This window comes from Paenibacillus sp. FSL L8-0435 (genome assembly GCF_037965655.1).
In the GTDB taxonomy this organism is placed as follows: domain Bacteria; phylum Bacillota; class Bacilli; order Paenibacillales; family Paenibacillaceae; genus Paenibacillus.
Map to the genome: position 1 here is coordinate 3,590,060 of NZ_CP150185.1, position 22,157 is coordinate 3,612,216.

Consider the following 22,157-nt stretch of genomic DNA (forward strand, 5'->3'; position numbering starts at 1 on the left):
GAATCAAGAAGTTCTCCATATAGATTTACAAGACTGGGGTCTACAGCATATGTAAGCACCTTAAACACGTGGGCAAACAACAATTAAAGCCGCGAAGCACCGCAAAAAACCGGCATGCGCGTAGGCGAGATCAGGATGAAAACACATCTATCCCGACCGACCGTATCCCATCATCTGAAAATATTAAAAGAATCGCAAATTGCGCAAGTCATTTTGCGCTGGCATCTGCAATGCGGAATTATGGTCATTCCCAAATCAACGAACCCTCAACGGATTAAAGAGAATATCGAAATATTCGACTTTGAACTGAATGAGGAGGACATGGACCATATACGGCGGTTGGACACAGGTAAGAGATATTCCATAAGCCCGAATGGCTACATGATCAACCCAATTTATATAAATTTGATGAAACTGTTTATTCGCTGATAATCCTGTTAAAATAAAGGGCCATCCCGATCAACCTAAAGACAATAACAATAGTTTTCCAATCTTCAATAAAACTTTCAGCTGCGCCCAGCAGATAATGATTGAAATGACCATAACGATTACAAAGAACAGAAAAACAATAATTTTCATTATGATCAAACGTTTTCCGTCCGGATGTTTGGAAGTTCTGCTGGAAGAGTTATCTTTAGACTTAATCATAGCTCGTATACCGACTATGCAGGCAGTAGCCAGCATTATAAAAAGCATTAAAGTTGCCATTCGTTCAGCAGTGAAAGCGATGAGATTTGATCTTCCCGGACCAGAACCCGTGCGCAAAAACCAATGGCAGAAGGCAACAACAGAAAGAGATGACAGGAACAAGATAAATATAATCTTCCACATCCAGTCGAACAGCTTGAAGAAAGGACCGGGTGGATTGATTTTCTGTTCCCGGCGAACCCGACGCTCGGCGTTTCTTCGATCGATTAGTGCTCGTTTGGATTTCATGGATGTTTAACCTCCTGCAGTTTCACTGTTCTTCCTCGTAACATTAAGAATATCACAGTACTGACAATCAAGTCCCATGTTGATTTGAAACCTTTTAGTTAAAAACTGCGTTTAAAAGCTAGAAGGCAATGAACTTGAATTCAGAAAGGATGTAAGAAAAAAAATGAATAGAAACAAGAAGAGAAATAAGTTAATTGTAAGTGCTATTATGACAGCATTACTGGCATCGCCCCTGGCACACTTCATGGCCGAAGGCCAACCGGTAGCCGCTGCAGCTTCCGTTTCCAAATATAAAGTTACCGTACAACCGTTCAGCATTGAAGGAAAGAAATCAAGCATTGGTACAATTAATAAAAACGGATCGACCTATATAGCTCTTAGGAACCTAAATACAGCCCTGGGTTTAACCACCAATTTCAATCAGACTAATCAACTTGTTGAAGTGTCGGGAAATGGACGATCGCTTCAAATTAATCTCTCTAACAATACTATTCATTTGAACGGACAACCGGTCTTTGGACCTCAAGTCATTCTCCAGGACAATACAACTTATTTGCCACTTCGCTTCCTATTGGAGCGGATGGGCTATGTAATTTCATATCAGAATAGTACTAAGCAGGTCGGTATTCAATCGATTAAGGAAAACGACTTGCAGGTTCAAGCGGAAGAGATCGGTGCCGACGGAGATGGCAAATCATTGCTCGTCTACTATCCGGTAATTAAGGGCTATGCAAGAGAGAAAGTACAGGATAAGATCAACGCCTTTTTGAAGCAGGAGACCGACAAGCACATTGCAGCGGGATCGAAGGAAATGGATACAGTCGTAAAAGCGAATAATCAATTACTAATCAAAAATCCAAAGGCTGAAATTCGGCAACCGAGCCTCGATGGCAGATTTACAGTTATGTATAACGAGAATGGAAAATTGAGCCTATATGTGGATTATGATCTTTATATGGGGGGAGCGCACGGAATGACGACGAGGGTTCCTTACACGTTCGATCTCGTAACAGGTGATCTGATTTCGTTGAAGGAAGCAGCAGGTAACGCCGATTATGTCTCTATCATTAACAGCCAAATCACAGATCACATCAATCATCGCGGATTGGAGTTGTCCACTCCATTTAAGACGATCGAAGCTGATCGAGATTATTACCTGAGCCATGATGGTATCGTTATCTATTTCACAGAATATGAATATACTTCCTACGCTGAAGGAATGCCAGAGTTTATTATTCCTTATTCCGAGTTCAAATGACGGAAACTGTGGCTTCAAACTCTAAAGTCTATCGGAGCATGATGACAAGTCGTGAGTGACAGTGAGACGATAAGGGGGAAAGCGAAATGAATACGATCAAGCGCATGATGGACCATCTGTACTGGGCAGACGAACGTATTTTAGACGCGCTCAAGGAGTCCAAGACAGAGAACAAGGAGCTTCTGAAGCTGGTTCGACATGTCGCGGTTGCGGAACGAGTCTGGCTGTCCCGATTGCAAGGCAAGGGTAGCGCGCAATATTCATTGTGGGAAGAAACAGAAGACTTGACGGCGATCCGGGAGATGTTCGAAGAAAACATCGAGCAATATCGCGTCTATATGGACGGGCTCGAGGAATTCAAATTGGATGAGATCATTGATTATGCAAACCAGAGCGGGGTTCCGTTCCGAACTTCCATCCGGGACATTCTCTCGCAAGTCATCTTACATGGGCAGTATCACCGGGGACAGATTAACCGGGCACTTCGAACCGAATCGGCGGAGCCTGTCCAAGTTGATTACATCACCTTCGCACGACTCTAAAGGGCGAGGAAAATCATCAACATTGCTATGCCAAGTAATAACATAATAGTCGCAGAAATAGCCGCCAACCTGGCGGCTATTTTGTTTCGAAATTCAAAAATCTTTTACAACTACGTCGCCGCGGTAAATCTTGACGGTAATATGCTAGACGCCATGGACCAGCCCAACATTATTACCTTTTATAGAAAGAAAAGCTCAGCGGTATGAACCATCAGGACGATCGGCTGCCGTAGTCTGCTGGGAATGGCTGCGAAATTCACTTGGCGCGATGCCTGTCCACCGCTTGAACTGGCGGCTGAAATGCGCATTGGTCTTATACCCAAGCATCATCGCAATATGGTCTATGTTCAGGTCGGTTTGTTTTAAAAGCCGTTGCGCTTCGTTCAGAAGGGTTTCGGATAGAAACTTGCGTGGAGCGATGCCATATACCTGCCGAAAAATACGATTAACCTGTGACGGGCTAATGCTCAGCGATTTGGCAATGTCCTGAATCCAGGTTCGCTCACTCTCCTGAATTTCCCCGTGAAGATGGATATATCTTACCGAATCCTCAATGTGCTCGGCAATCTGATGGGCAATGGTTTCTTTTCTCGACAACGTAACGGAAGCTTGCTGAGATAACTGGCCGACCAGGGAACCAAGCAGTTCAAACACGGCGGCATGTACCTTCATTTGTTTGGAGGAAGATAACGAGTTAGACAGATGCTCTGTAGCCAGACCATACAAGGTAGACAGGGAAGAGGAGAGCCCCAGAGCCAAATTCGAATTTGCCGGATAATAGATGTCTTTGCAACGGTTAAGTTCTCTGCAAAAGGATGTATCGTGTATGCTGAAATGCACGGAAAAATAAGTAAACCCCTCCGGTCCGGCTCCGGTGCAAGAGTGAGTCATACCCGGCCGGATGAACAGAAGGTCGCCAACCGACTGACGATAAGACTGCCCGTTGACCACCATGTTCATCTGCCCGTCCATCATCCAGTGCACTTCATACATTGAATGTTCATGGGACGGATAAGTCCAGCTGGAATCTACTTTTCTTGCATGCAGCCCCAATAATTGAAAAGACATGCGAACATCGGGCAGACGCCCTAAATACACAGCATCCGAAAGCTTGGTCACAGCAAACCAACCCCCTTGTACGATTCTATATTCCAACATCCTGTCATCGGAGTGTCCTCGTAAATTATTTTCAGTTCAACGGATATAACCTCATCTTAACAGAAAAAAAATGCGTGAAAAGGGTAAATCGTCGGAGTGATTAGAACATCGTCATGAACCATAGCCGGTGCTATGGTAGTATTATCAACCCGATGGGGAAAAATGGAGGCAAGCTTGAATGAGAATTATTCGATTTCTGGACGGACAACAGAAGTGGCTGGCAGCCGTTACGGATGATGAACAAGCGTATCGTTTGCCACAAGCAGATTTTATGACTTTGATCCATCAAGCAAGAAAGCAGGGGATTTCTCCAGTTCAACTTGTTGAAAGCGCTTTTAAACCGTCAAACAAGTTAACTGACGATTGGACTTCCCTGCATCTAATCACTCCATTGGAAGCTCCGGAAGTATGGGCGGCGGGTGTAACTTATCAACGCAGCCGCGAAGCGCGAAATTATGAAGCAACCGAAGGCAAGCTGGATGCAAAAACCTTTTACGATAAAGTTTATGATGCCGAAAGACCGGAGATCTTTTTTAAATCTACAGCAGCCCGCACCGTCGGGCCCAATGAGGCTGTCACACTTCGCAGCGATTCCAATTGGCAGATCCCGGAGCCTGAGCTGGGGTTGGTGCTTGCCGCAGATGGCAGCATTGTGGGATACATCGTTGGCAATGACATGAGCTGCCGCGATATTGAAGGGGAAAACCCGCTGTATCTGCCGCAAGCAAAAATGTGGCGCAATTCCTGCTCGATAGGTCCATCCATTCGTCTGGCGGAAACGGTGCAGAATCCGTATGCGTTCAGCATCGTCTGCGAAATATATCGCGAAGGTGAAATAGTTGTCAAAAGCGAGGCAAGCACAAGTGAGTTAAACCGAAAACTCGATGAACTGGTCTCCTTTCTGGCCAGAGATAACGATTTGTTTGACGGTACGGTGTTATTGACAGGCACAAGCATCGTGCCACCCAATGATTTTACACTTGCACCCGGGGACCGCATTGAAATATCCATTAGCGATATCGGGACACTTATTAATCCAGTCATTTCAAACTAATGTACAAGGAGGATGAATGCGATGACCACATTTCAGGTAGAGCAGACATACAGCAATTACATTAACGGAGAATGGGTGAAGGCGACATCCGGTGAAACCGAACCGAGCATCAACCCGGCGAATCGGAAGGAGGTAGTTGGCTACGTACCCACCTCAGGCGTAGAGGATCTGAACCGGGCTGTTGCAGCCGCGAAGGAAGCAGCAAAAGATTGGCGGAGGTTATCGGGCGCGGAACGCGGAAACTATCTATTTCAGGCAGCCAATGTGCTGGAACGCCGGGCCGATGAAGTTGCAGAGGCGATGACCAGGGAAATGGGCAAAACACTCCCCGAAGCCAAAGGAGAGACACTGCGCGGTGTCGCGATCTTAAGGTATTACGCTGGAGAAGGCATGCGAAAAACCGGTGATGTCATTCCATCAACGGACAGCGAAGCGCTGATGTTTACGACCCGCGTACCCCTTGGCGTTGTAGGGGTTATTGCTCCTTGGAATTTCCCGGTTGCCATTCCGATTTGGAAAACGGCTCCGGCCTTAATTTACGGCAATACGGTTGTGTTGAAGCCTGCTCAGGAAACTGCGGTCACTGCAGCTAAATTAATGGAGTGTTTTGAAGAGGCGGGCATTCCGGCAGGTGTTCTTAATCTGGTATGTGGCAGAGGCTCAGTGATCGGATCTGCACTTGCTGAGCATCCGGATGTGGGCGGAATAACGTTCACAGGTTCCAATGAAGTGGGCAAACGGGTCGGCGGCGCAGCACTGGCACGTGGAGCCAAGTATCAACTTGAAATGGGTGGGAAAAACCCGATTATTATCGCGGCTGACGCTGACCTGGATTTGGCTGTGGAAGCCACAATCAGCGGAGGGTTGAAATCGACCGGACAAAAATGTACGGCCACCAGCAAGGTCATTATTGAACGAAAAGTATACGATGCCTTCAAAGAAAAGCTGCTCTCGCAAATCCAGGAAATTCGACTGGGTGACGGCATGTCTTCTGGAAGCTGGATGGGTCCATGTGCAAGCGAAGGACAGCTCAATACCGTGCTGAGTTACATTCAAAAAGGCCAGGATGAAGGTGCTGTTCTGCTCGCTGGCGGAAAAAGAGGGGACGGTCCGGGACTGGAAGAGGGATTCTATGTGCAGCCTACCGTATTTGAAGGGGTCGAATCCCATATGTCCATCGCCCGGGAAGAAATCTTTGGCCCGGTTCTGGCCTTGATTGCGGTAGATTCCCTGGAGGAAGCGATCGAAGCGGCTAATGATAGCGATTATGGCTTGAGTGCTTCCATCTATACACAGAACGTCGGAGCCATGTTGTCTTTCATCCGGGACATGGATGCAGGACTCGTCAGAATTAATGCAGAAACGGCTGGCGTAGAGCTGCAGGCTCCGTTTGGCGGAATGAAGATGTCAAGTTCACACTCCAGAGAACAGGGACAAGCGGCTATCGAGTTTTTCACGGCCATCAAAACGGTCTTTGTGAAGTCATAAACTGTGGGAGGCTATCATGTACGAACAGATTACGTCGATTATGGGAGAGACCGCTTCCAACTGCTTCGATATCATAGCACATGCTCCTGGGGCTGCCGGACGTCTGCCTTTAACGGATGATTTGCTGCGGAATGCTCCAAGCGGCGACTTGTTTGGCATGTCCCAGAATGTTGGAATGGGTTGGAAGCCCGGGGAATTGAACGGAAAACAATTTCTGATCTTGAGTACACAAGGTGGCATACGCAATGAAGACGGCAGCCCGGCAGCACTCGGTTACCATACCGGCCACTGGGAGGTCGGCCTGCTGATGAAGGCTGCCGCAGAAGAACTGTCAAGCCGGGGAGGAATCCCGTTTGCCGGATATGTCAGCGATCCGTGTGACGGCAGATCACAGGGGACGACCGGCATGTTTGACTCGCTTCCGTACCGGAACGATGCCGCTATGGTATTTCGCAGACTGATTCGCTCGCTGCCAACTCGTAAAGGCGTGCTTGGTGTCGCCACTTGTGACAAAGGTCTTCCAGCGATGATGCTCGCACTTGCTGGAATGCCTCAATTGCCTGGTGTAATCGTTCCCGGTGGCGTCACACTTCCGCCTACCGATGGAGAGGACGCCGGTAAAATTCAGACCATCGGTGCACGGTACGTCAACGGGGAAATTTCTCTGGAAATGGCGTCCGATTTAGGATGTCGAGCTTGTGCTACACCGGGAGGAGGCTGTCAGTTTCTAGGTACCGCGGCTACGGCCCAGGTTGTAGCAGAGGCACTGGGTATGACAGTGCCTCATGCCGCGCTTGCGCCTTCCGGGCAGCCCATCTGGTTTGAAATGGCGCGCCAATCGTCACGTGCACTCATCCATATGGAGTCACAGGGGATGAGGATGGCAGACATTGTCACCGATGCATCCATTCGCAATGCGATGACCGTTCATGCCGCGTTTGGCGGATCGACCAATCTGCTTCTTCACATACCGGCGATTGCCCATGCCGCCGGTTTAACCGTACCCACGGTACACGACTGGATACAGGTCAACAAAAATGTTCCAAGGCTGGTTAGCGCCCTACCAAACGGACCGATCTTTTATCCGACCATACGTGTCTTTCAGGCCGGAGGTGTACCGGAGGTCATGCTACACCTCAGACAGCTTGGTCTGTTGGATGAGTCTGTACCAACGGTTACAGGTACTTCATTGGGTCAGGTACTGGACTGGTGGGAATCGTCGGAACGCCGTCATCTCATGCGGACGCAGTTAAAAGAGCAGGACGGTATCGATCCGGACAGTGTCATCATGAGTGTAGAACACGCTCAGCGGCTTGGAATCTCATCGACCGTAACATTTCCAACCGGGAATATCGCTCCAGAAGGTTCTGTCATCAAATCCACCTCTATTGATCCTGCTGTGCTGGATGAGCATGGCGTATACCGTCATCGTGGCAGAGCAAAGGTGTTTACCACTGAACGTGAGGCGATCCATGCGATTAAGACCGGAGGTATTCTGGCTGGCGACGTTGTTGTGCTTCTCGGGCGAGGTCCATCGGGAACTGGAATGGAGGAGACGTACCAGCTTACATCTGCGCTTAAACATTTGCCTTTTGGCAAATACGTGTCACTGATTACGGATGCCCGGTTCTCCGGTGTTTCCACCGGAGCGTGTATTGGTCATGTTGGCCCCGAAGCGCTGGCAGGCGGACCGATTGGCAAGCTGCGGAACGGAGACCTGATTGACATCACGGTTGATCGTAACACGCTGGAGGGCAGCGTTAACTTTGTCGGAGAAGGCGATCTGGAGTTTTCACCGGAAGAAGGCGCTCTCATCCTGGCACAAAGGCCCTTTCATCCAGATATGAGGCCTGATGAAGCTTTGCCGGATGATACAAAGCTCTGGGCTGCATTGCAATCGGTCAGCGGTGGGACTTGGAGAGGGAATATATATGATGTCGAGCGGATCGTAACCGCCCTGGAAGCCGGCAAAAAAGCGCTGGGCTGGTACTGATATCCACCTTTTGTGTATCTGTTGTTGTACAGATCATTACTTTCATACCGGAGGTTTCTTCCATGAATAAGATCAAGAAAATGATCACCAATCCCATCCTTCCCGGTTTCCATCCCGATCCATCCATCTGCCGAGCAGCGGAGGATTATTATATCGCCACTTCCACCTTTGAATGGTTCCCTGGTGTACGGATTCACCATTCCCGGGATCTGGTTCATTGGCGGCCCATCGCTTCTCCGCTGACTCGTGTAACGCAGTTGAACATGGAGGGCAACATTAATTCCGGAGGCGTATGGGCACCCTGTCTTAGTTACAACAACGGTGTGTTTTACCTGATATACACCGATGTCAAAAGCCGGGTAGGCGCTTTTAAAGATACCCACAATTACCTTGTGACAGCAACGGATATCGAGGGCCCTTGGTCCGATCCGGTGTATCTGAACAGCAGTGGTTTTGATCCTTCCCTGTTTCATGATGAAGATGGACGCACATGGCTGGTCAATATGATATGGGATCACCGTAAGGGCAAAAACCGGTTTGCAGGCATCGTTCTTCAGGAATATTCCGTCCAGGAACATAAGCTGATTGGACCGGCCATGAACATATTTAAGGGAACAGAATTAGGCCTGACCGAAGCACCCCACCTGTATAAACACAACGACTATTATTATCTCATTACGGCTGAAGGTGGAACCGGTTATGAGCATGCGGTTACCTCAGCACGTTCCCGTACGTTACAAGGTCCTTATGAGGTCGATCCTGCCAATCCGATCCTCACTTCATACGGCAGACCGGATTTAGCACTGCAAAAGGCAGGCCACGGTAGTCTAGTCGAAACGCATACCGGCGAATGGTACATGGCTCATCTGGTCGGACGACCCGTTCATCACAAATATTGCATTCTTGGACGTGAGACCGCACTTCAGCCGTGTACGTGGAGTGAGGACGGCTGGCTGAGACTTGCGAGCGGTGACCGATATCCGGAGGTTCAGGTGTCTGCACCGAAGATCCCGTCACATCCATTTGAACCGATTACTGAAATGGATCACTTTGATCAATTTGAGCTTCGGCAGGATTGGAATACACTTCGCATTCCACCCGATTCGACTTGGCTCAGCTTGACGGAACGCCCTGGTTACTTGCGCTTGCACGGCATGGAGTCGATGAGTTCAACGCACAGGCAAAGCATGATCGCACGGAGACTTCAGGCCTTGGAGTGTGAAGCCGAGACATGTCTGGAATTTGCGTCGGACCATCCCCAGCAAATGGCCGGATTGATTTTGTACTACGATACCCAGGACTATCTCTACTTACGTGTAACTTATCATGAAGAGAGAGGGCTCTGCCTGGGGATTATTCAGTCCAAATACGGGGTATACGACGAACTGCTTGAGGATATTCCGCTAGAGTCGGTGAGCACGCTCCGTTTAAAGACTGTGGTAGATCAAGATCGCGCCCGCTTTTATTATGCGTTAAATAGTGATTCATCCTGGAATACAGCAGGCGGGTGGATTGATATCACACATCTGTCCGATGAATCTCCGGAGTATATCCGGTTTACGGGAACCTATATCGGTCTTTGTGTGCAGGATCTTGGCGGAACCCGAAAACATGCCGATTTTGATTACTTTATGTATAAAGAAACAAAGCATGCAGTTGGTATATTGGAAAACATGTGACGGTCTTTTTGGAAGGAGCAGGGGACAATCCAAAGAGGACCAAATCACATATTTATCCATGTGAAATTAAAAATCATCAGCGGATTTTAATTTTATAAAGGCACATCTTCCATAAATCAGTTGATATGGTTGGGACAATGATGGAAATAGAGGCCCGTCGGATTTAACCGCGCGAAATTTAACTCCGAACTTTTGAACCCAAAATGATAAAAAGTCCTTACGTTCACTTGAAACGATAAGGACTTTTTATCGTTTGGCAATAGAAAGATCTCAGCCTATTTTTTCAATACTCACAACCGTTCTAATGGGTGGCGAGGGTTCTAGTTGGTCTAAGCCAGCAGTGATTCTTACTCTTTGCCCTACTTCAATTGTTTCATATGTTTCTCTATTGACCAAATAATACGAAGCTTCCTGGTCTTGTGCTAGTTCTATAAAATCCTCAAGATTTCCATTCTCCAGATCTTCCTTACTTATATTTTGTAGTACAAGAAATTTGTACTTGTCATTTTCATCTGTTTTAAATACTACAGTGCCCTCGAAAACTGGATAATTCTCTTTCTCATCCTTGTTAGAACAGCCCGCAAGTATAGTCATACTAATGAAGATAAACAATATTATTTTTTTCATAATAACCTCCTTGATTTGAAATAAAGTTTTCCCCTTGCTTTAAAGTATACCCTACATAAAAAAAGCAAATTATTACTAAAAGGTAATTCATACGAGAAAAGTATGAAACATGGCTTGAGGATTCTTTTAAATAATAAGTTCCTAGAGTCGAAAAAACAAAAAAAGAGGTCACGACGATGGATAGCCTAAAATGGATTCAAAGCTGGTATTATGAAAATTGTGACGGCGATTGGGAGCATTCATACGGTGTGCGAATTGATACGGTGGATAATCCTGGTTGGTCTGTCGAAATCGATTTGACGGATACATATTTAGAAGATGTGCCATTTGATTCGATTGAAAAAGAGAGAAATGAACAAGATTGGTTCTACTGTATCGTGAGAGATGGAGTGTTTCAGAGTGCAGGGGGAGCAAAAAATTTAGAAGAGATGCTTAATTGCTTCAAAAATTGGGCTTCGAGTTTGGATAGAAATTAATGATGAACTGACTGAGGATGAGGCCTTGATTGGCTAAATGCCTTTTAGATTTTTTATTTATAAACCATGGAGAGGATCAGATGATGTATTTAAAAGAATTCAATTTAGATTTACCGTATATTGTAGATGATGAAAATATTGAATCTATAATGAAAGAGCAAAATTGCGATCGCAACGAAGCAACAAAATTAGATTATGCATTGAATTGGAAATGGCAAAGACGCTCTTTTAGCTTGGAAACTCGCTGTATTACAGCGATGTATGAACGTCTGTTGGGGAAATACAAAACGAAAGATTGTTGGAAAGTCCTAATAGAATGTGTAGAAAACATTTCGGATGAACGGATTGTTAACGATTCTGGTGTGTGCTCGGTACCGATCCAATTTAGTTTGAATGACTTTAGCGCAAAAAATGAGCTGGAGAAAAAAAAGACTACGCTTCGCCTGCTAATGGAAGGCATAGAGAAACTTGCTCTACGTAATAATTGGGAGGTTGATCCATTTAGGGAGATAGCTTTGCAAATTGAGGAGTTAGATTATGTAAATGAATGGACTTGGAAAAAGGATGTGAAGAGCCCTAATAAGAAGTACTATGCTAAAGTCATTTGCCATCATAATGTAGATAGCATGGATATATTCCTAACTATTTTACAACGAGATGGTACGCAAATACTTTTAGAGAAGATCATATCAGAACAACCAGATGAATTTGCCTATGCTAAACATCTAGGTGAAATTATATGGGTATCTGATTTTGAAGTTGCTTTATTTAATAAAACAGGCATTAAAAAGCACTCTGCAACCCTGAAATATTAATTATTTGGCCGCTAGAAAACATTGTCCAGCTGGTGTCATGGTCTCTTTTATTATTAGGCATGCTTTTATCTTGTGGTTGCATTCCTCTCGTATAAATGACAGGCCCGTTTTTATTTATGCTGTAAATTCCTTGTGATTTTGCGTCCTGTTGGTGTCTGGGCGAGGCCGCCGGCTGCTGTTTCGCGAAGAGATTCAGGCATGGCTGATCCAACCTCCAGCATGACCTGCACTACCTCATCCGAACGGCTGCTTACGGTTAGCCCTTATGAGTGCTTAGGTGTGTTGTGGAGGTATGACCCTGCGATCGACGCGTTAATGGTCAAGGCAAGAGTAACCATGCCTTTGTGGATTTTACAGAGGATTATTGGCAGAAGTCTGGGGAGATCGGAATCGTTCCTTCAACCTCCATCGTGGTGGGACTGCTGGAGTTTGAGGAGTGGACGGGATACCAGGAAGCGGACAAGGCACTTGCATACCAGAAGACAAGAAGAGAACAGGGGACGATCCGATATACGGATATCGGTGTTAACCGGTTGTTTATCCGGCAACCGGCTGAGGATTTGAATGCGTTTATGGCAGAAGTATTCACTTCGGCCTGCAAAGGGCAGACCGGTGGGTTAGAAGAAACACTGATGACGTATATGGCGTGTGGAGGTTATGCAGTCCAAGCTGCGGCAGCACTTCATATTCATATCAATGCTTTGTATCAGCGTATTCATAAAATCGAAGAGATTCTGGGCATGTCCCTGAGTAATCAGGAGCATCTGCTCCATCGCTACAGGCCTGTTATCTAAGGCAGACATATCGTTCATCGTGATGTTCAAATCAACTTACTTGAGATCATGATTCCAACTTGTCACCCACATAATGAAAAGAGTGAATATGCGTTTTGGTGAGTTCAATTACGTTTTTGATAAATGCCTCGCGTGATTCACGATATCCACTTAATATCCAATTGTTCAACAGTCCAAAAAAACCGTAGGCGGTATAGTATTTGAAATAATCCATATTAACTGGGGAGTTGTTGATCGTCTCAAAGACAAATTGCTCCTGATAGATTTTGAGTATGGTTTGTGGAAAGCCTGTATGTAGACCGGGTAACGTATCATCGTATTGAATCAGTTCGAAGAACTCACGGTGCTCGTAGATATAATCCACGATTTGAAAAGATTCGGCATCCAGCTTGTTGGTTGAAACCTTTTGACCGTGCCAATAGGGTTTGCCTACTGCGCCCCTCAATCCTTCGAGTGTCATAGTCAACAACTCTTCGGCGAGAATATATTTATCCTGGTAGTGTAAATAAAACGTGCTGCGATTATAACCCGCCTGATCAACGATGTCTTTGACAGAAACACCATGGAACCCTTTTTTCTTAATGAGCTGAATCAGAGCGGTTTTTAGGTGCTCCTTGGTTCGATTACGATGTTGAGATGTCACAGTAAGTTCATTATTCATTCAAAAAAACTCCTATAAATATAGACATAGTTTTATAAAGTGTCTACGAGGTAGACACTTGGTCACATCTTAATGATTGGATTGTTACAATTTTAAGCATAGAATTAGTTTTGTAAACATCATATAGCACTATTTATATAGGCGCTATTCAAAATATTATACTGGGGGATTTATTCATGGGCAAACTTCAAGATAAAGTTGCAGTCATCACAGGAGGAGCATCCGGGATTGGTGCAGCGACAGCTCGCTTATTCGTTTCCGAAGGAGCTAAAGTGGTCTTGGTGGATCTGAATGAAGAAAAAGGCAAGGCGTTTGAGCAGGAACTGAAAGCGCTTAAAGCAGAGGCTCTCTTTATTAAAGCAAACATAACAAGTGAAGAAGAGGTATCTGAGATTTTCAAACAAACCGTAGAAACATTTGGTCAAGTGGATATCGTGTTCAACAATGCGGGAATCGGGCGTGTTCATCCGACACATGAGCTTGATTATGCCGAATGGCGCAATACGGTCAATGTTGATCTGGACGGCGTATTCTTGGTTGCACGTGAATCGATTCGCGAAATGCTCAAAATTGGTGGAGGTACAATCGTCAACACGGCTTCCATGTATGGATGGGTTGGTTCACCTGGTTCAGCAGCCTACAATGCAGCTAAAGGTGGCGTTGTGAACCTGACGCGTTCGCTCGCGCTGGAGTATGCTGAGCAGAATATTCGGGTGAACTCCCTTTGCCCTGGCTTCATCGATACACCGATTATCCCGGAAGAGAGCAAACAAGCACTTTCTGCGGCAACACCAATGAAACGTCTGGGTCAAGCAGAAGAGATGGCGAAAGCCGTTCTGTTCCTAGCTAGTGACGATTCTTCATATATGACAGGAAATAGTCTGATCATAGACGGAGGATACACCGCTCAATAAGTGCAGCAATCATCGAAGCACACAAAGAACATAGTTCCATTAAAAGTCGCTATTCTAGCGGCTTTTTTTATTATATTGGTATAAGAGCTGTTCCCAAGCCAAGGACAACTAGCAAACAGCAAGTTTAGCTACTCATAATAGATGGCCTCATAAGGAAACTCTAACTTATTCAAGCGGTATTCTTTGGGCGACATGGACATATATTGCCGGAAAACTTTGCCGAAATAGCTGGGACTCTCAAAACCGCATTGTTGACCAATTTGGGAAATCGGAAGTTCCGTTGTACGGAGTAGTCGAACTGCAACCTCAATGCGTCTGTCTTTCAGATAGGCTAGCGGTGATGTTTTCTCCGATTTCTGAAACAATCTGCACAAGTAGTGTTTATTGATATCGCAATGGCTGGCTAGAAGATCCAACGTTAATGGAGATGCATAATTCTCTCGGATGAACTTTTTACATTTCTCGATCGTTGTTATGGATAGGGCACCGATATCCTTCTCCGCATCCCGACTCGTCTGTACCAGGATAAGCAACCACCGATAGACTTGCATGGACAAGCGATACTTGTCCGTAACTTTCTCTTGATGAATCAAATGGATAATTTGCCATAACTCTTGAATCAAGGGAGAGTCCGCGTTTCGTCGAATGACATGCCCCTCATTATCATGCATCATATCCCAGATTCGGTTAGCTTCATCCCCGCGAATGTTGATCCATATAAATTCCCATGGTTCGTTGTTTTCTTGTTTATAGTAATAGCAATGTTCTCCGGAGATTTTAACAAGTAGGGCATGTCCCTTTGGTAAAGGAATCGTTTGATTTTCAATATCCAGATAACCCTGGCCATTAAGCGTGTATTGAAAAACGACGTGCCCCGGGTCCGGTCTACCATCACTTGGACAACGATATTCCTCGCTAGAAACGATCTGCCATCCAATAGAGTCCAGTGTCATGATTGATGTATCGTCATTACGAAAAGCATAAGAAACCGTATGAACCATCGTTTCATCTCCTTCCTAAAAAAGTCAATTATCTTATATAATACGTCACATTTTTTAGATTGTCTGTCTTTTTTTAGACCTGTAAGATAAATGTAAGCGGTAACATATAAAGGAGGTGGCTATAAATTGTGTTCAAATGACAACAATCTGGGCAGGGTCGAACTGATGATTCTAAAAATGAATTTTTAGATAAGGGGGAGTTAATCGAATGATCCGAAGAACTGTTTCCATCCAGAAATCGATGTTGGTCTCTTTTTTAGCACTCCTTATGGTTATTTCACTGGCTGTTCCTCCGGCGCCGATACATGCAGAGTCATCAAGCAGCCTGCCGGGTCGCCAAGGAGAGTATCTTAACCGGGGGTTGGTTGCGGTTCTTGTAGACAACGGCGTTTTTATTAGCTGGAGGTATTTAAACAACGATCCAGATGATATCGCTTTCAATATATATAAAAATGGAACCAAAGTGAACACATCACCCATAAGCGATGTGACAAACTACGTGGACACCACTGGTTTCGACAGCTCGCAATATCAGATCTCCACCGTTATTGCAGGCAAAGAGCAAATGCAACCAGAGGTTGTATCAGTCTGGCATAACGATTATCTGCCTATTCCGCTCGATAAACCGGCCGATGGTCGGACTAAGGATGGCGGAACGTACTCCTATTATGCTGGAGATGCTTCCGTAGCTGACTTGGACGGGGATGGCGAGTATGAAATTGTCTTCCTGTGGAGTCCAAGCAATTCCAAGGACAATTCGCAGGCCGGTTATACGGGGAATGTCTATATCGATGCCATCAAGCTGGATGGCACAAAGCTGTGGAGGATTGACCTGGGAGTCAACATCCGCGCCGGAGCGCATTATACGCAGTTAATGGTGTATGACCTCGATGGCAATGGAAAGGCTGAGGTTGTTGTCAAGACGGCGGACGGCACAAAGGACGGCCAAGGCACGGTCATTGGTGACGGCACGAAGGATTATCGCAACGACGGCGGATACATACTTTCAGGTCCAGAATATCTCACGCTGTTTAACGGTGAGACTGGCGCGGCTCTATCCACCGTGAATTATGATCCGCCAAGAGGCAACGTCAGTGATTGGGGTGACGGCTATGGCAACCGTGTAGACCGTTTCCTTGGCGGCATCGCTTATCTGGACGGTACGAAGCCAAGTGTCGTGATGAGCCGGGGTTATTATACCCGCACAGTGCTTGTTGCTTATGATTATGTTGGCGGGGAACTCGTCAAGCGCTGGACGTTCGACACGAATGAAGCAGGATCACAATATCAATCACAGGGCAACCACAATCTAAGTGTGCTGGATGTTGACAAGGACGGCAAGGACGAAATTATGTTTGGCGCCTTGGCCATTGACGATGACGGCAGCTTGATGTACAGCACCGGACTCGGGCACGGTGACGCCATGCACGCCGGCCAGCTCGATCCGAACCGGGAGGGCTATCAGGTCGTAAGTGTGCACGAGCATTCCGATGCGGCATACGGGCTGGAGATGCGCGATGCGGCAACAGGTGAAATCCTCTGGGGTGAGAAAACAGGTTTTGACACCGGCCGCGGGATGTCGGCGGACATTGATCCGAACTATCCGGGTTACGAATCATGGGCCACGACCGTTACCAATGGGCAAAGTGTACCTGTAACCAATACCTATTCAGCAGCCGGAGAGGCTATCTACACTGTGGACGAAGGGCCCAAAACCGCCAATTTCGCCATCTGGTGGGATGGAGATCTTCAGCGGGAGCTGTTGGACCATGAGTGGGATAATAGCACAGCCAAAGGAATTCCGCTCATCTACAAGTGGGATTACCAAAACAAAAAGCTGAATGAAATCTTCCGGGCAACCGGTACATTAACGAACAACCATACCAAAGGCAATCCGGCACTCCAGGCGGACATTCTGGGCGACTGGCGTGAGGAGCTTCTGCTGCGGAGCGAAGATAGTTCGGAGTATCGTCTCTACACGACGACCATTCCTTCAGACTACCGCATCCCTACGCTGATGCAGGACCCTGTGTATCGACTTGGCGTAGCCTGGCAAAATGTATCCTACAACCAGCCGCCTCATACCGGCTTTTATCTTGGAGCGGAAGCTACAGCATTCCCTAAAGCCGATCTGGCGCTGACTCGTGAAGCTGAAATGCTGGAGCCGGTCTACCGCTTTAATTTCGGTACAGAGACTGCGTCGGGAAGTACGAACATACAGGATACGCTCTACGCACAAGATCCGGGATACGGCTTCAAGGATACAAATGGTGTTACGGTAGGGGCAAACCAGGTTTCGGTCGCGACAGGCACGACATTTGCCGTTGACCTGCCAAATGCGAACTATAAGGTGACGCTGCGATTGGGCAATGATGCAAATGACTCGAACGTTGGAGTCAAATCTGAATTCGTTCAGAAGCTCGCCGTAACCAATGTGACAGCAGGAGCACCGCTGGAGTATTCCTATGATGTTGCATTAGTGGATGGACAGCTCGATCTTCTCTTCACAGGGACAGCCATAGACATTCAAGATGTCATCATCGAGAAGTATCCAGAGAAAGCGGCTGGTGCGGCAACAACGATCTATATGGCTGGTGATTCAACCATGCAATCGTACAGTGAAGCGCAGGCTCCTCAAGAAGGATGGGGCCAGCAGTTCGGACGGTATTTCTCCAATGGGGCAGTCGTCGTGAACGATGCGATCGGCGGTCGAAGCAGCAAATCGTTTATGGTAGATGGTCGTCTGGATACCATCCTGCAGCGAATTAAGCCGGGAGACTTCTTCTTCATTTCCTTTGGTCATAACGACGCGAGTGCAGGAATACCGGACCGGTATGCATCCCCTGAGGATTATAAGATCTACTTAGCTCGTTATGTAAACGGTGCCAAACAGCGCGGCGCTACACCGGTATTGCTCACTCCGGTTGGACGCAGAGATTTCAACACGGTGACTCAAGAATTCAACGTCAGCTTCCCGGCATACGTTCAGGCTGCCAAAGAAGTGGCGGAGGAGCAGGACGTGCCGCTGATTGATCTCAGCAAGTTGAGTATTGCGTACTACGACAAAATTGGTAATACAGCTACGGAGAAAGTGTTCCTCTATGCTAATCCGGGTGAATATCCGAAATACCCGAATGGGATCAACGATAATACGCATTTCAGCAGCTATGGTGCACAGAAAATTGCCGGACTCGTTGCTGGTGCGGTCAAAGACATGGAGCTGAACATTTCGCCGCTGGTCATCGACCCGGATATTTCCGAACCCGAGCCAGAGCCGGAAATCCAACTATATGAGGAGGATTTTGAAGGCGACGCTGCCGGTTACCAGTATGCGATGGTCAATGCCACGGGTATTGGAGGAACCATGACGGGGACCGTTGTTGAACAGTCCGGAAATAAGGTCCTGTCCGTCGCGGGGTCAGGTTCAGGCAATCGGGCCAAAGTATTCCGTCTGTTTGATGCCGTAAACGGCGATCAGGTGAACGTGAACTTTGACTGGCAATCCGGTAATGTGAGTGCCTATCCATCAGAAGGTCATCTCACGATTCAGGATTCTAACGAAAATGCCCTGTTCACGCTGTATACCAAAACCGGAAGCACCAAAATTCATTATTTTGTCGGTGCATATAATCCGGACTATGGCACAGGGGATACAGCCATACCAGAAGGGGGAACGGCTACAGATATTACCAAGAACCAGTGGGTCAATGTGGATGCAACCGTTAATTTTGCCGAGAAAACACTGGATCTGACATTAACGAATCTGGCCGATCCGACAGTTACACAAACGATTGCTGATATCTCGCTGAGTTCCAGCGCATATGCGGACAACGTCAGATCCATGCGATTCCTGGGAACGAGAAAAGGTGGTGGAGGCACGTTGAACTGGACTACCCAGATCGACAACGTGCGAATTGAAGGCACTCAGCTCACTTCGGAGGGCGGCGATCAGACAGCCTTAATCGCCCTGTACGATGAGATCAAAGCACTGAATCTGTCGGATTATACAGATGCATCGAAGGCCGTAGTGAACCGGGCTTTGGCAGCTGCGGAAGCTATATTCAATACGGAAGCCACGCAGGCTCAAGTTGACCATGCGTTTAACATGTTAACTGTTGCGAAGGAGTCATTAACAAGTGAACCGAGCGAAGAGATAAGCGATTACAAATTTGACTTTGGTTCTGGCAGCGCAGCCGATGGATACATCAAGGTAGGTGCGAAAAGAGCTTACATTGAAGGCAACGGGTACGGTTTTGCCGATACAGCGCTGACCAAAGATGAGAACCGGGAAACCGGAGACTCTCTCAAAGAGGATTTCACACGAGTAAACGGTACCTCTTTCCTGGTGGAAATGGAGCCGGCGAATTACCGGGTAACAATGACCATCGGGGATGCAGGGGAATTGACCAGCGCAAATGTCGTTGCAGAGCAGATGACAAAGCTGCCGCTTACAAGCATTGCCAAGGGCGAATTCAAAGAAATCACGTATGACATTGCCCTGATCGATGGGGTCTTTAACTTCAACTTCACCGGAAATGCACCAAAGATCAATGCGTTGAAGCTGGAGCGTCTGCCAGATCACAGTGCAAGCGATAAACCTGTTATTTATTTGGCCAGCGATTCCACTGTAGCCAATTACGCGGAAAACTATCGTCCGCAAGCGGGCTGGGGAGAAACGTTGGGTGGATATTTTGATCCGAATGAAGTCAGTATTGATAACCGGGCAGTTGGAGGTTTGAGCAGCAAAACCTTCCTTGTCGGTGGATATCTCAACGATATTTTACTCGACATTCAAGAAGGCGATTATCTGTTCATGCAGTGGTCTCATAATGATTCCACGCCGTCCCGTCCAGAGCGTTATCTTACACCAGAGCAGTTTAAGGTATATCTGAAAGAATACATTAACGGTGCTCTGCAGAGAGGGGCGATTCCAGTTCTGGTCACGCCAGTGAACCGCCGTGACTTTACCGGAGAAGTGCTGAACAAAAGCTTCCCGGAATACGTACAGGCGATGAAAGAAACGGCGCAGGAAACGGAGACGCTCATCATTGATCTGAACCAAGCCAGTTGGGAGCATTTCCAGGAGCTTGGCACAGAAGGAACCAAATCGATATTCATGTGGGTAGGCTCAACCGAGGACAATACACATTTGCAAATGAACGGTGCAATCAAGGTATCTGAACTCGTGGCACGCCTTGTGAAGGAATTGAATATTCCGCTATCAGATTTGGTTACGTTGGAAGGGGAAACTCCGGAGCAGGAAGCGCCGCATACTACGGCAACTGTGGAAGGAGAATTGCAGAACGGCTGGTATACTTCTCCGGCACAAGTAACCTTTACAGCAAGCGATGAAGATTCCGAAATCGAAGGGACCTATTATCAAATCAATGGTGGTGAAACGGTGAGTGGCACACAGTTGACCCTAACTGAAGAAGGTACACATACCATCACCTACTGGAGTGTCGATGTTGACGGTAACAAAGAGAGTGAACAGTCTTTGTCCATATCCATTGATCTCGTACCTCCAACCATTGAAATTCATGGTCAAACCGAGTACACCATTGATCAGCATGTGGAAATTGGATATACAGCTTCCGATTCGGTATCCGGTGTGGAAGCACCGGAGGGTGTGCTTCTCGACACTTATGCGTATACATTGGAACCCGGTCTGAACCAGGTTACGGCAACGGTCTCCGATTTGGCTGGCTGGGAACAGACGGTAGAATATCGTTTTGGCGTTATTGCTACATTCGACAGCCTGATTAATCTGACCAACGCCTTTGCTGATGAATCGATCGATCCTAGTGCTGGTGTTCTTGCTAATCAACTCACAAACACGTTACAGCAGGCCAAACAGGCAGCAAACGATCATGAAGGAGCAAAAGCGCGTCAATTGCTTGCATCCTACGGTAATGACGTTCAAGCAGCTAGAGGCACCGTATTTACGGATGAGCAGGCAAGTGTTCTGATTAAGTGGGAGGAATGGCTCCATCAGACAACGCCACTTGCAAACGGTGCCCCTGGCACTCCGGTGTTATCTGATAATAATGGTTACGATACGGGGCTCAAAGACGGAGACTATACAATCACGATGAATCTGTGGTGGGGGAATAACGGCAATCAGTTCAAGCTGTATGAGAATGGTGAATTGATTAAGGATATTTCTCTGGTCGATCAATCCCCATCCGCCCAGTCTGTTCAAGTGGATATTACTGGACAGAAAAATGGCACCTATATCTATACTGGAGAATTGATCAATGCACTGGGTTCAACCATGAGTGTTCCACTGACAGTCATCGTCACAGATGCTTCCCCAGGGCAAGCGGTTCTGTCGAATGACAACTGGGACGGTGACGGCAACTTTAATGTCACGATGAATCTATGGTGGGGAATAAACGCAACCGAATACGAACTTTACGAAAATGGTGTATTGATCGACACACAATCGCTTCAATCCAATACGCCTAGTGCACAGTCTGCAGTTACCGCAATCTCTGGAAGGGCACCTGGAATCTACGAGTATGAAGCGGTACTTCGCAATTCCTCAGGGGAAACCAGATCACACAAATTAAATGTGACGGTACGAGAGTAGACTGAAATGTTGAGCATTCCATGAACAAGAAGTGATTACAACTGAAGTAAGATCCGCATATAAAAGTGCTATTCCTCATCATTTTGAGGAGTAGCACTTTTTATATACCCACAGTATGAAAGCGTTTGACTTATTTGAATATCAATCTATAATGATGAAAGGAAATTGG

General features: G+C 46.8%; 17 protein-coding genes and 1 pseudogene. 12 read left to right on the forward strand and 6 right to left on the reverse strand.

Annotation, left to right across the window (positions count from 1 at the left end; translation table 11 throughout):
* Positions 1–114 precede the first annotated feature (114 nt).
* A complete protein-coding gene (locus NST33_RS15570) occupies positions 115–429 on the forward strand; it encodes an aldo/keto reductase (RefSeq protein WP_339303911.1) in 315 nt (104 codons plus the stop codon).
* 30 nt (positions 430–459) lie between these two features.
* Here NST33_RS15570 and NST33_RS15575 read toward each other — a convergent pair whose 3' ends face one another.
* Entirely contained in the window at positions 460–936 is a 477-nt protein-coding gene (locus NST33_RS15575; RefSeq protein ID WP_339303913.1) for a hypothetical protein, read from the reverse strand.
* Between the two features lie 163 nt (positions 937–1,099).
* Between NST33_RS15575 and NST33_RS15580 the strand changes: the two genes are divergently transcribed.
* Positions 1,100–2,194, forward strand: coding sequence for a stalk domain-containing protein (locus NST33_RS15580; RefSeq protein ID WP_339303915.1), 1,095 nt, complete (start codon positions 1,100–1,102; stop codon positions 2,192–2,194).
* 86 nt (positions 2,195–2,280) lie between these two features.
* Positions 2,281–2,736, forward strand: a complete 456-nt coding sequence (locus tag NST33_RS15585) for a DinB family protein (protein ID WP_339303917.1) — start codon at positions 2,281–2,283, stop codon at positions 2,734–2,736.
* A 195-nt stretch (positions 2,737–2,931) separates the two neighbouring features.
* Here NST33_RS15585 and NST33_RS15590 read toward each other — a convergent pair whose 3' ends face one another.
* Positions 2,932–3,855: an AraC family transcriptional regulator gene (locus NST33_RS15590; RefSeq protein ID WP_339303919.1), complete on the reverse strand. Its 924-nt coding sequence runs from the start codon at positions 3,853–3,855 to the stop codon at positions 2,932–2,934.
* Positions 3,856–4,072: 217 nt separating this feature from the next.
* Between NST33_RS15590 and NST33_RS15595 the strand changes: the two genes are divergently transcribed.
* The 4 genes from NST33_RS15595 (at position 4,073) to NST33_RS15610 (ending at position 10,108) form a co-directional block, all read left to right on the forward strand.
* Positions 4,073–4,948, forward strand: a complete 876-nt coding sequence (locus NST33_RS15595) for a fumarylacetoacetate hydrolase family protein (RefSeq protein ID WP_339303921.1) — start codon at positions 4,073–4,075, stop codon at positions 4,946–4,948.
* Positions 4,949–4,969: 21 nt separating this feature from the next.
* On the forward strand, positions 4,970–6,436 hold the full coding sequence (gene gucD, locus NST33_RS15600) for an alpha-ketoglutaric semialdehyde dehydrogenase GucD (RefSeq protein ID WP_339303923.1): 1,467 nt from the start codon (positions 4,970–4,972) through the stop codon (positions 6,434–6,436).
* A gap of 16 nt (positions 6,437–6,452) precedes the next feature.
* Entirely contained in the window at positions 6,453–8,429 is a 1,977-nt protein-coding gene (locus NST33_RS15605) for a YjhG/YagF family D-xylonate dehydratase (RefSeq protein ID WP_339303925.1), read from the forward strand.
* Between the two features lie 62 nt (positions 8,430–8,491).
* Positions 8,492–10,108 (forward strand): glycoside hydrolase family 43 protein, encoded by a 1,617-nt coding sequence (locus NST33_RS15610; RefSeq protein ID WP_339303927.1) that lies wholly within the window; start codon positions 8,492–8,494, stop codon positions 10,106–10,108.
* A gap of 270 nt (positions 10,109–10,378) precedes the next feature.
* Here the strand turns inward: NST33_RS15610 and NST33_RS15615 are convergent, their stop codons facing one another.
* On the reverse strand, positions 10,379–10,735 hold the full coding sequence (locus tag NST33_RS15615; protein ID WP_339303929.1) for a DUF3221 domain-containing protein: 357 nt from the start codon (positions 10,733–10,735) through the stop codon (positions 10,379–10,381).
* A gap of 176 nt (positions 10,736–10,911) precedes the next feature.
* Between NST33_RS15615 and NST33_RS15620 the strand changes: the two genes are divergently transcribed.
* Together NST33_RS15620 and NST33_RS15625 are read left to right on the forward strand one after the other, a co-directional pair.
* Positions 10,912–11,211, forward strand: a complete 300-nt coding sequence (locus tag NST33_RS15620) for an immunity 53 family protein (protein WP_339296837.1) — start codon at positions 10,912–10,914, stop codon at positions 11,209–11,211.
* 80 nt (positions 11,212–11,291) lie between these two features.
* The gene (locus NST33_RS15625) at positions 11,292–12,026 is read left to right on the forward strand and encodes a hypothetical protein (RefSeq protein WP_339303931.1); all 735 of its coding nucleotides are present in this window, start codon (positions 11,292–11,294) and stop codon (positions 12,024–12,026) included.
* A gap of 110 nt (positions 12,027–12,136) precedes the next feature.
* On the opposite strand, the pseudogene NST33_RS15630 reads toward NST33_RS15625, so the two are convergent.
* A pseudogene (locus tag NST33_RS15630) lies at positions 12,137–12,268 on the reverse strand (L-serine ammonia-lyase, iron-sulfur-dependent, subunit alpha); the annotation flags it as partial.
* A 102-nt stretch (positions 12,269–12,370) separates the two neighbouring features.
* Between NST33_RS15630 and NST33_RS15635 the strand changes: the two are divergent.
* Positions 12,371–12,820 (forward strand): helix-turn-helix domain-containing protein, encoded by a 450-nt coding sequence (locus NST33_RS15635; protein ID WP_339303933.1) that lies wholly within the window; start codon positions 12,371–12,373, stop codon positions 12,818–12,820.
* A gap of 46 nt (positions 12,821–12,866) precedes the next feature.
* Here the strand turns inward: NST33_RS15635 and NST33_RS15640 are convergent, their stop codons facing one another.
* Complete coding sequence (locus NST33_RS15640) at positions 12,867–13,481, reverse strand: TetR/AcrR family transcriptional regulator (protein WP_221821308.1); 615 nt, start codon at positions 13,479–13,481, stop codon at positions 12,867–12,869.
* A gap of 176 nt (positions 13,482–13,657) precedes the next feature.
* On the opposite strand from NST33_RS15640, the gene NST33_RS15645 reads away from it, so the two are divergent.
* A complete protein-coding gene (locus tag NST33_RS15645; RefSeq protein WP_074095227.1) occupies positions 13,658–14,395 on the forward strand; it encodes an SDR family NAD(P)-dependent oxidoreductase in 738 nt (245 codons plus the stop codon).
* A gap of 128 nt (positions 14,396–14,523) precedes the next feature.
* On the opposite strand, the gene NST33_RS15650 is transcribed toward NST33_RS15645, so the two are convergent.
* Complete coding sequence (locus tag NST33_RS15650; protein ID WP_221821310.1) at positions 14,524–15,396, reverse strand: AraC family transcriptional regulator; 873 nt, start codon at positions 15,394–15,396, stop codon at positions 14,524–14,526.
* A gap of 208 nt (positions 15,397–15,604) precedes the next feature.
* On the opposite strand from NST33_RS15650, the gene NST33_RS15655 reads away from it, so the two are divergent.
* Positions 15,605–21,988 (forward strand): GDSL-type esterase/lipase family protein, encoded by a 6,384-nt coding sequence (locus NST33_RS15655; protein ID WP_221821312.1) that lies wholly within the window; start codon positions 15,605–15,607, stop codon positions 21,986–21,988.
* Positions 21,989–22,157 lie beyond the last annotated feature (169 nt).

What these genes read in the sequence shown, in the direction of transcription:
- NST33_RS15570 (WP_339303911.1), top strand. Translation starts at nt 115, where the DNA reads ATGCGCGTAGGCGAGATCAGGATGAAAACACATCTATCCCGACCGACC.
- NST33_RS15585 (WP_339303917.1), top strand. Translation starts at nt 2,281, where the DNA reads ATGAATACGATCAAGCGCATGATGGACCATCTGTACTGGGCAGACGAA.
- NST33_RS15595 (WP_339303921.1), top strand. Translation starts at nt 4,073, where the DNA reads ATGAGAATTATTCGATTTCTGGACGGACAACAGAAGTGGCTGGCAGCC.
- NST33_RS15655 (WP_221821312.1), top strand. Translation starts at nt 15,605, where the DNA reads ATGATCCGAAGAACTGTTTCCATCCAGAAATCGATGTTGGTCTCTTTT.
- NST33_RS15580 (WP_339303915.1), top strand. Translation starts at nt 1,100, where the DNA reads ATGAATAGAAACAAGAAGAGAAATAAGTTAATTGTAAGTGCTATTATG.
- NST33_RS15620 (WP_339296837.1), top strand. Translation starts at nt 10,912, where the DNA reads ATGGATAGCCTAAAATGGATTCAAAGCTGGTATTATGAAAATTGTGAC.
- NST33_RS15575 (WP_339303913.1), bottom strand. Translation starts at nt 936, where the DNA reads ATGAAATCCAAACGAGCACTAATCGATCGAAGAAACGCCGAGCGTCGG.
- NST33_RS15650 (WP_221821310.1), bottom strand. Translation starts at nt 15,396, where the DNA reads ATGGTTCATACGGTTTCTTATGCTTTTCGTAATGACGATACATCAATC.
- NST33_RS15615 (WP_339303929.1), bottom strand. Translation starts at nt 10,735, where the DNA reads ATGAAAAAAATAATATTGTTTATCTTCATTAGTATGACTATACTTGCG.
- gucD (WP_339303923.1), top strand. Translation starts at nt 4,970, where the DNA reads ATGACCACATTTCAGGTAGAGCAGACATACAGCAATTACATTAACGGA.
- NST33_RS15610 (WP_339303927.1), top strand. Translation starts at nt 8,492, where the DNA reads ATGAATAAGATCAAGAAAATGATCACCAATCCCATCCTTCCCGGTTTC.
- NST33_RS15625 (WP_339303931.1), top strand. Translation starts at nt 11,292, where the DNA reads ATGATGTATTTAAAAGAATTCAATTTAGATTTACCGTATATTGTAGAT.
- NST33_RS15605 (WP_339303925.1), top strand. Translation starts at nt 6,453, where the DNA reads ATGTACGAACAGATTACGTCGATTATGGGAGAGACCGCTTCCAACTGC.
- NST33_RS15640 (WP_221821308.1), bottom strand. Translation starts at nt 13,481, where the DNA reads ATGAATAATGAACTTACTGTGACATCTCAACATCGTAATCGAACCAAG.
- NST33_RS15645 (WP_074095227.1), top strand. Translation starts at nt 13,658, where the DNA reads ATGGGCAAACTTCAAGATAAAGTTGCAGTCATCACAGGAGGAGCATCC.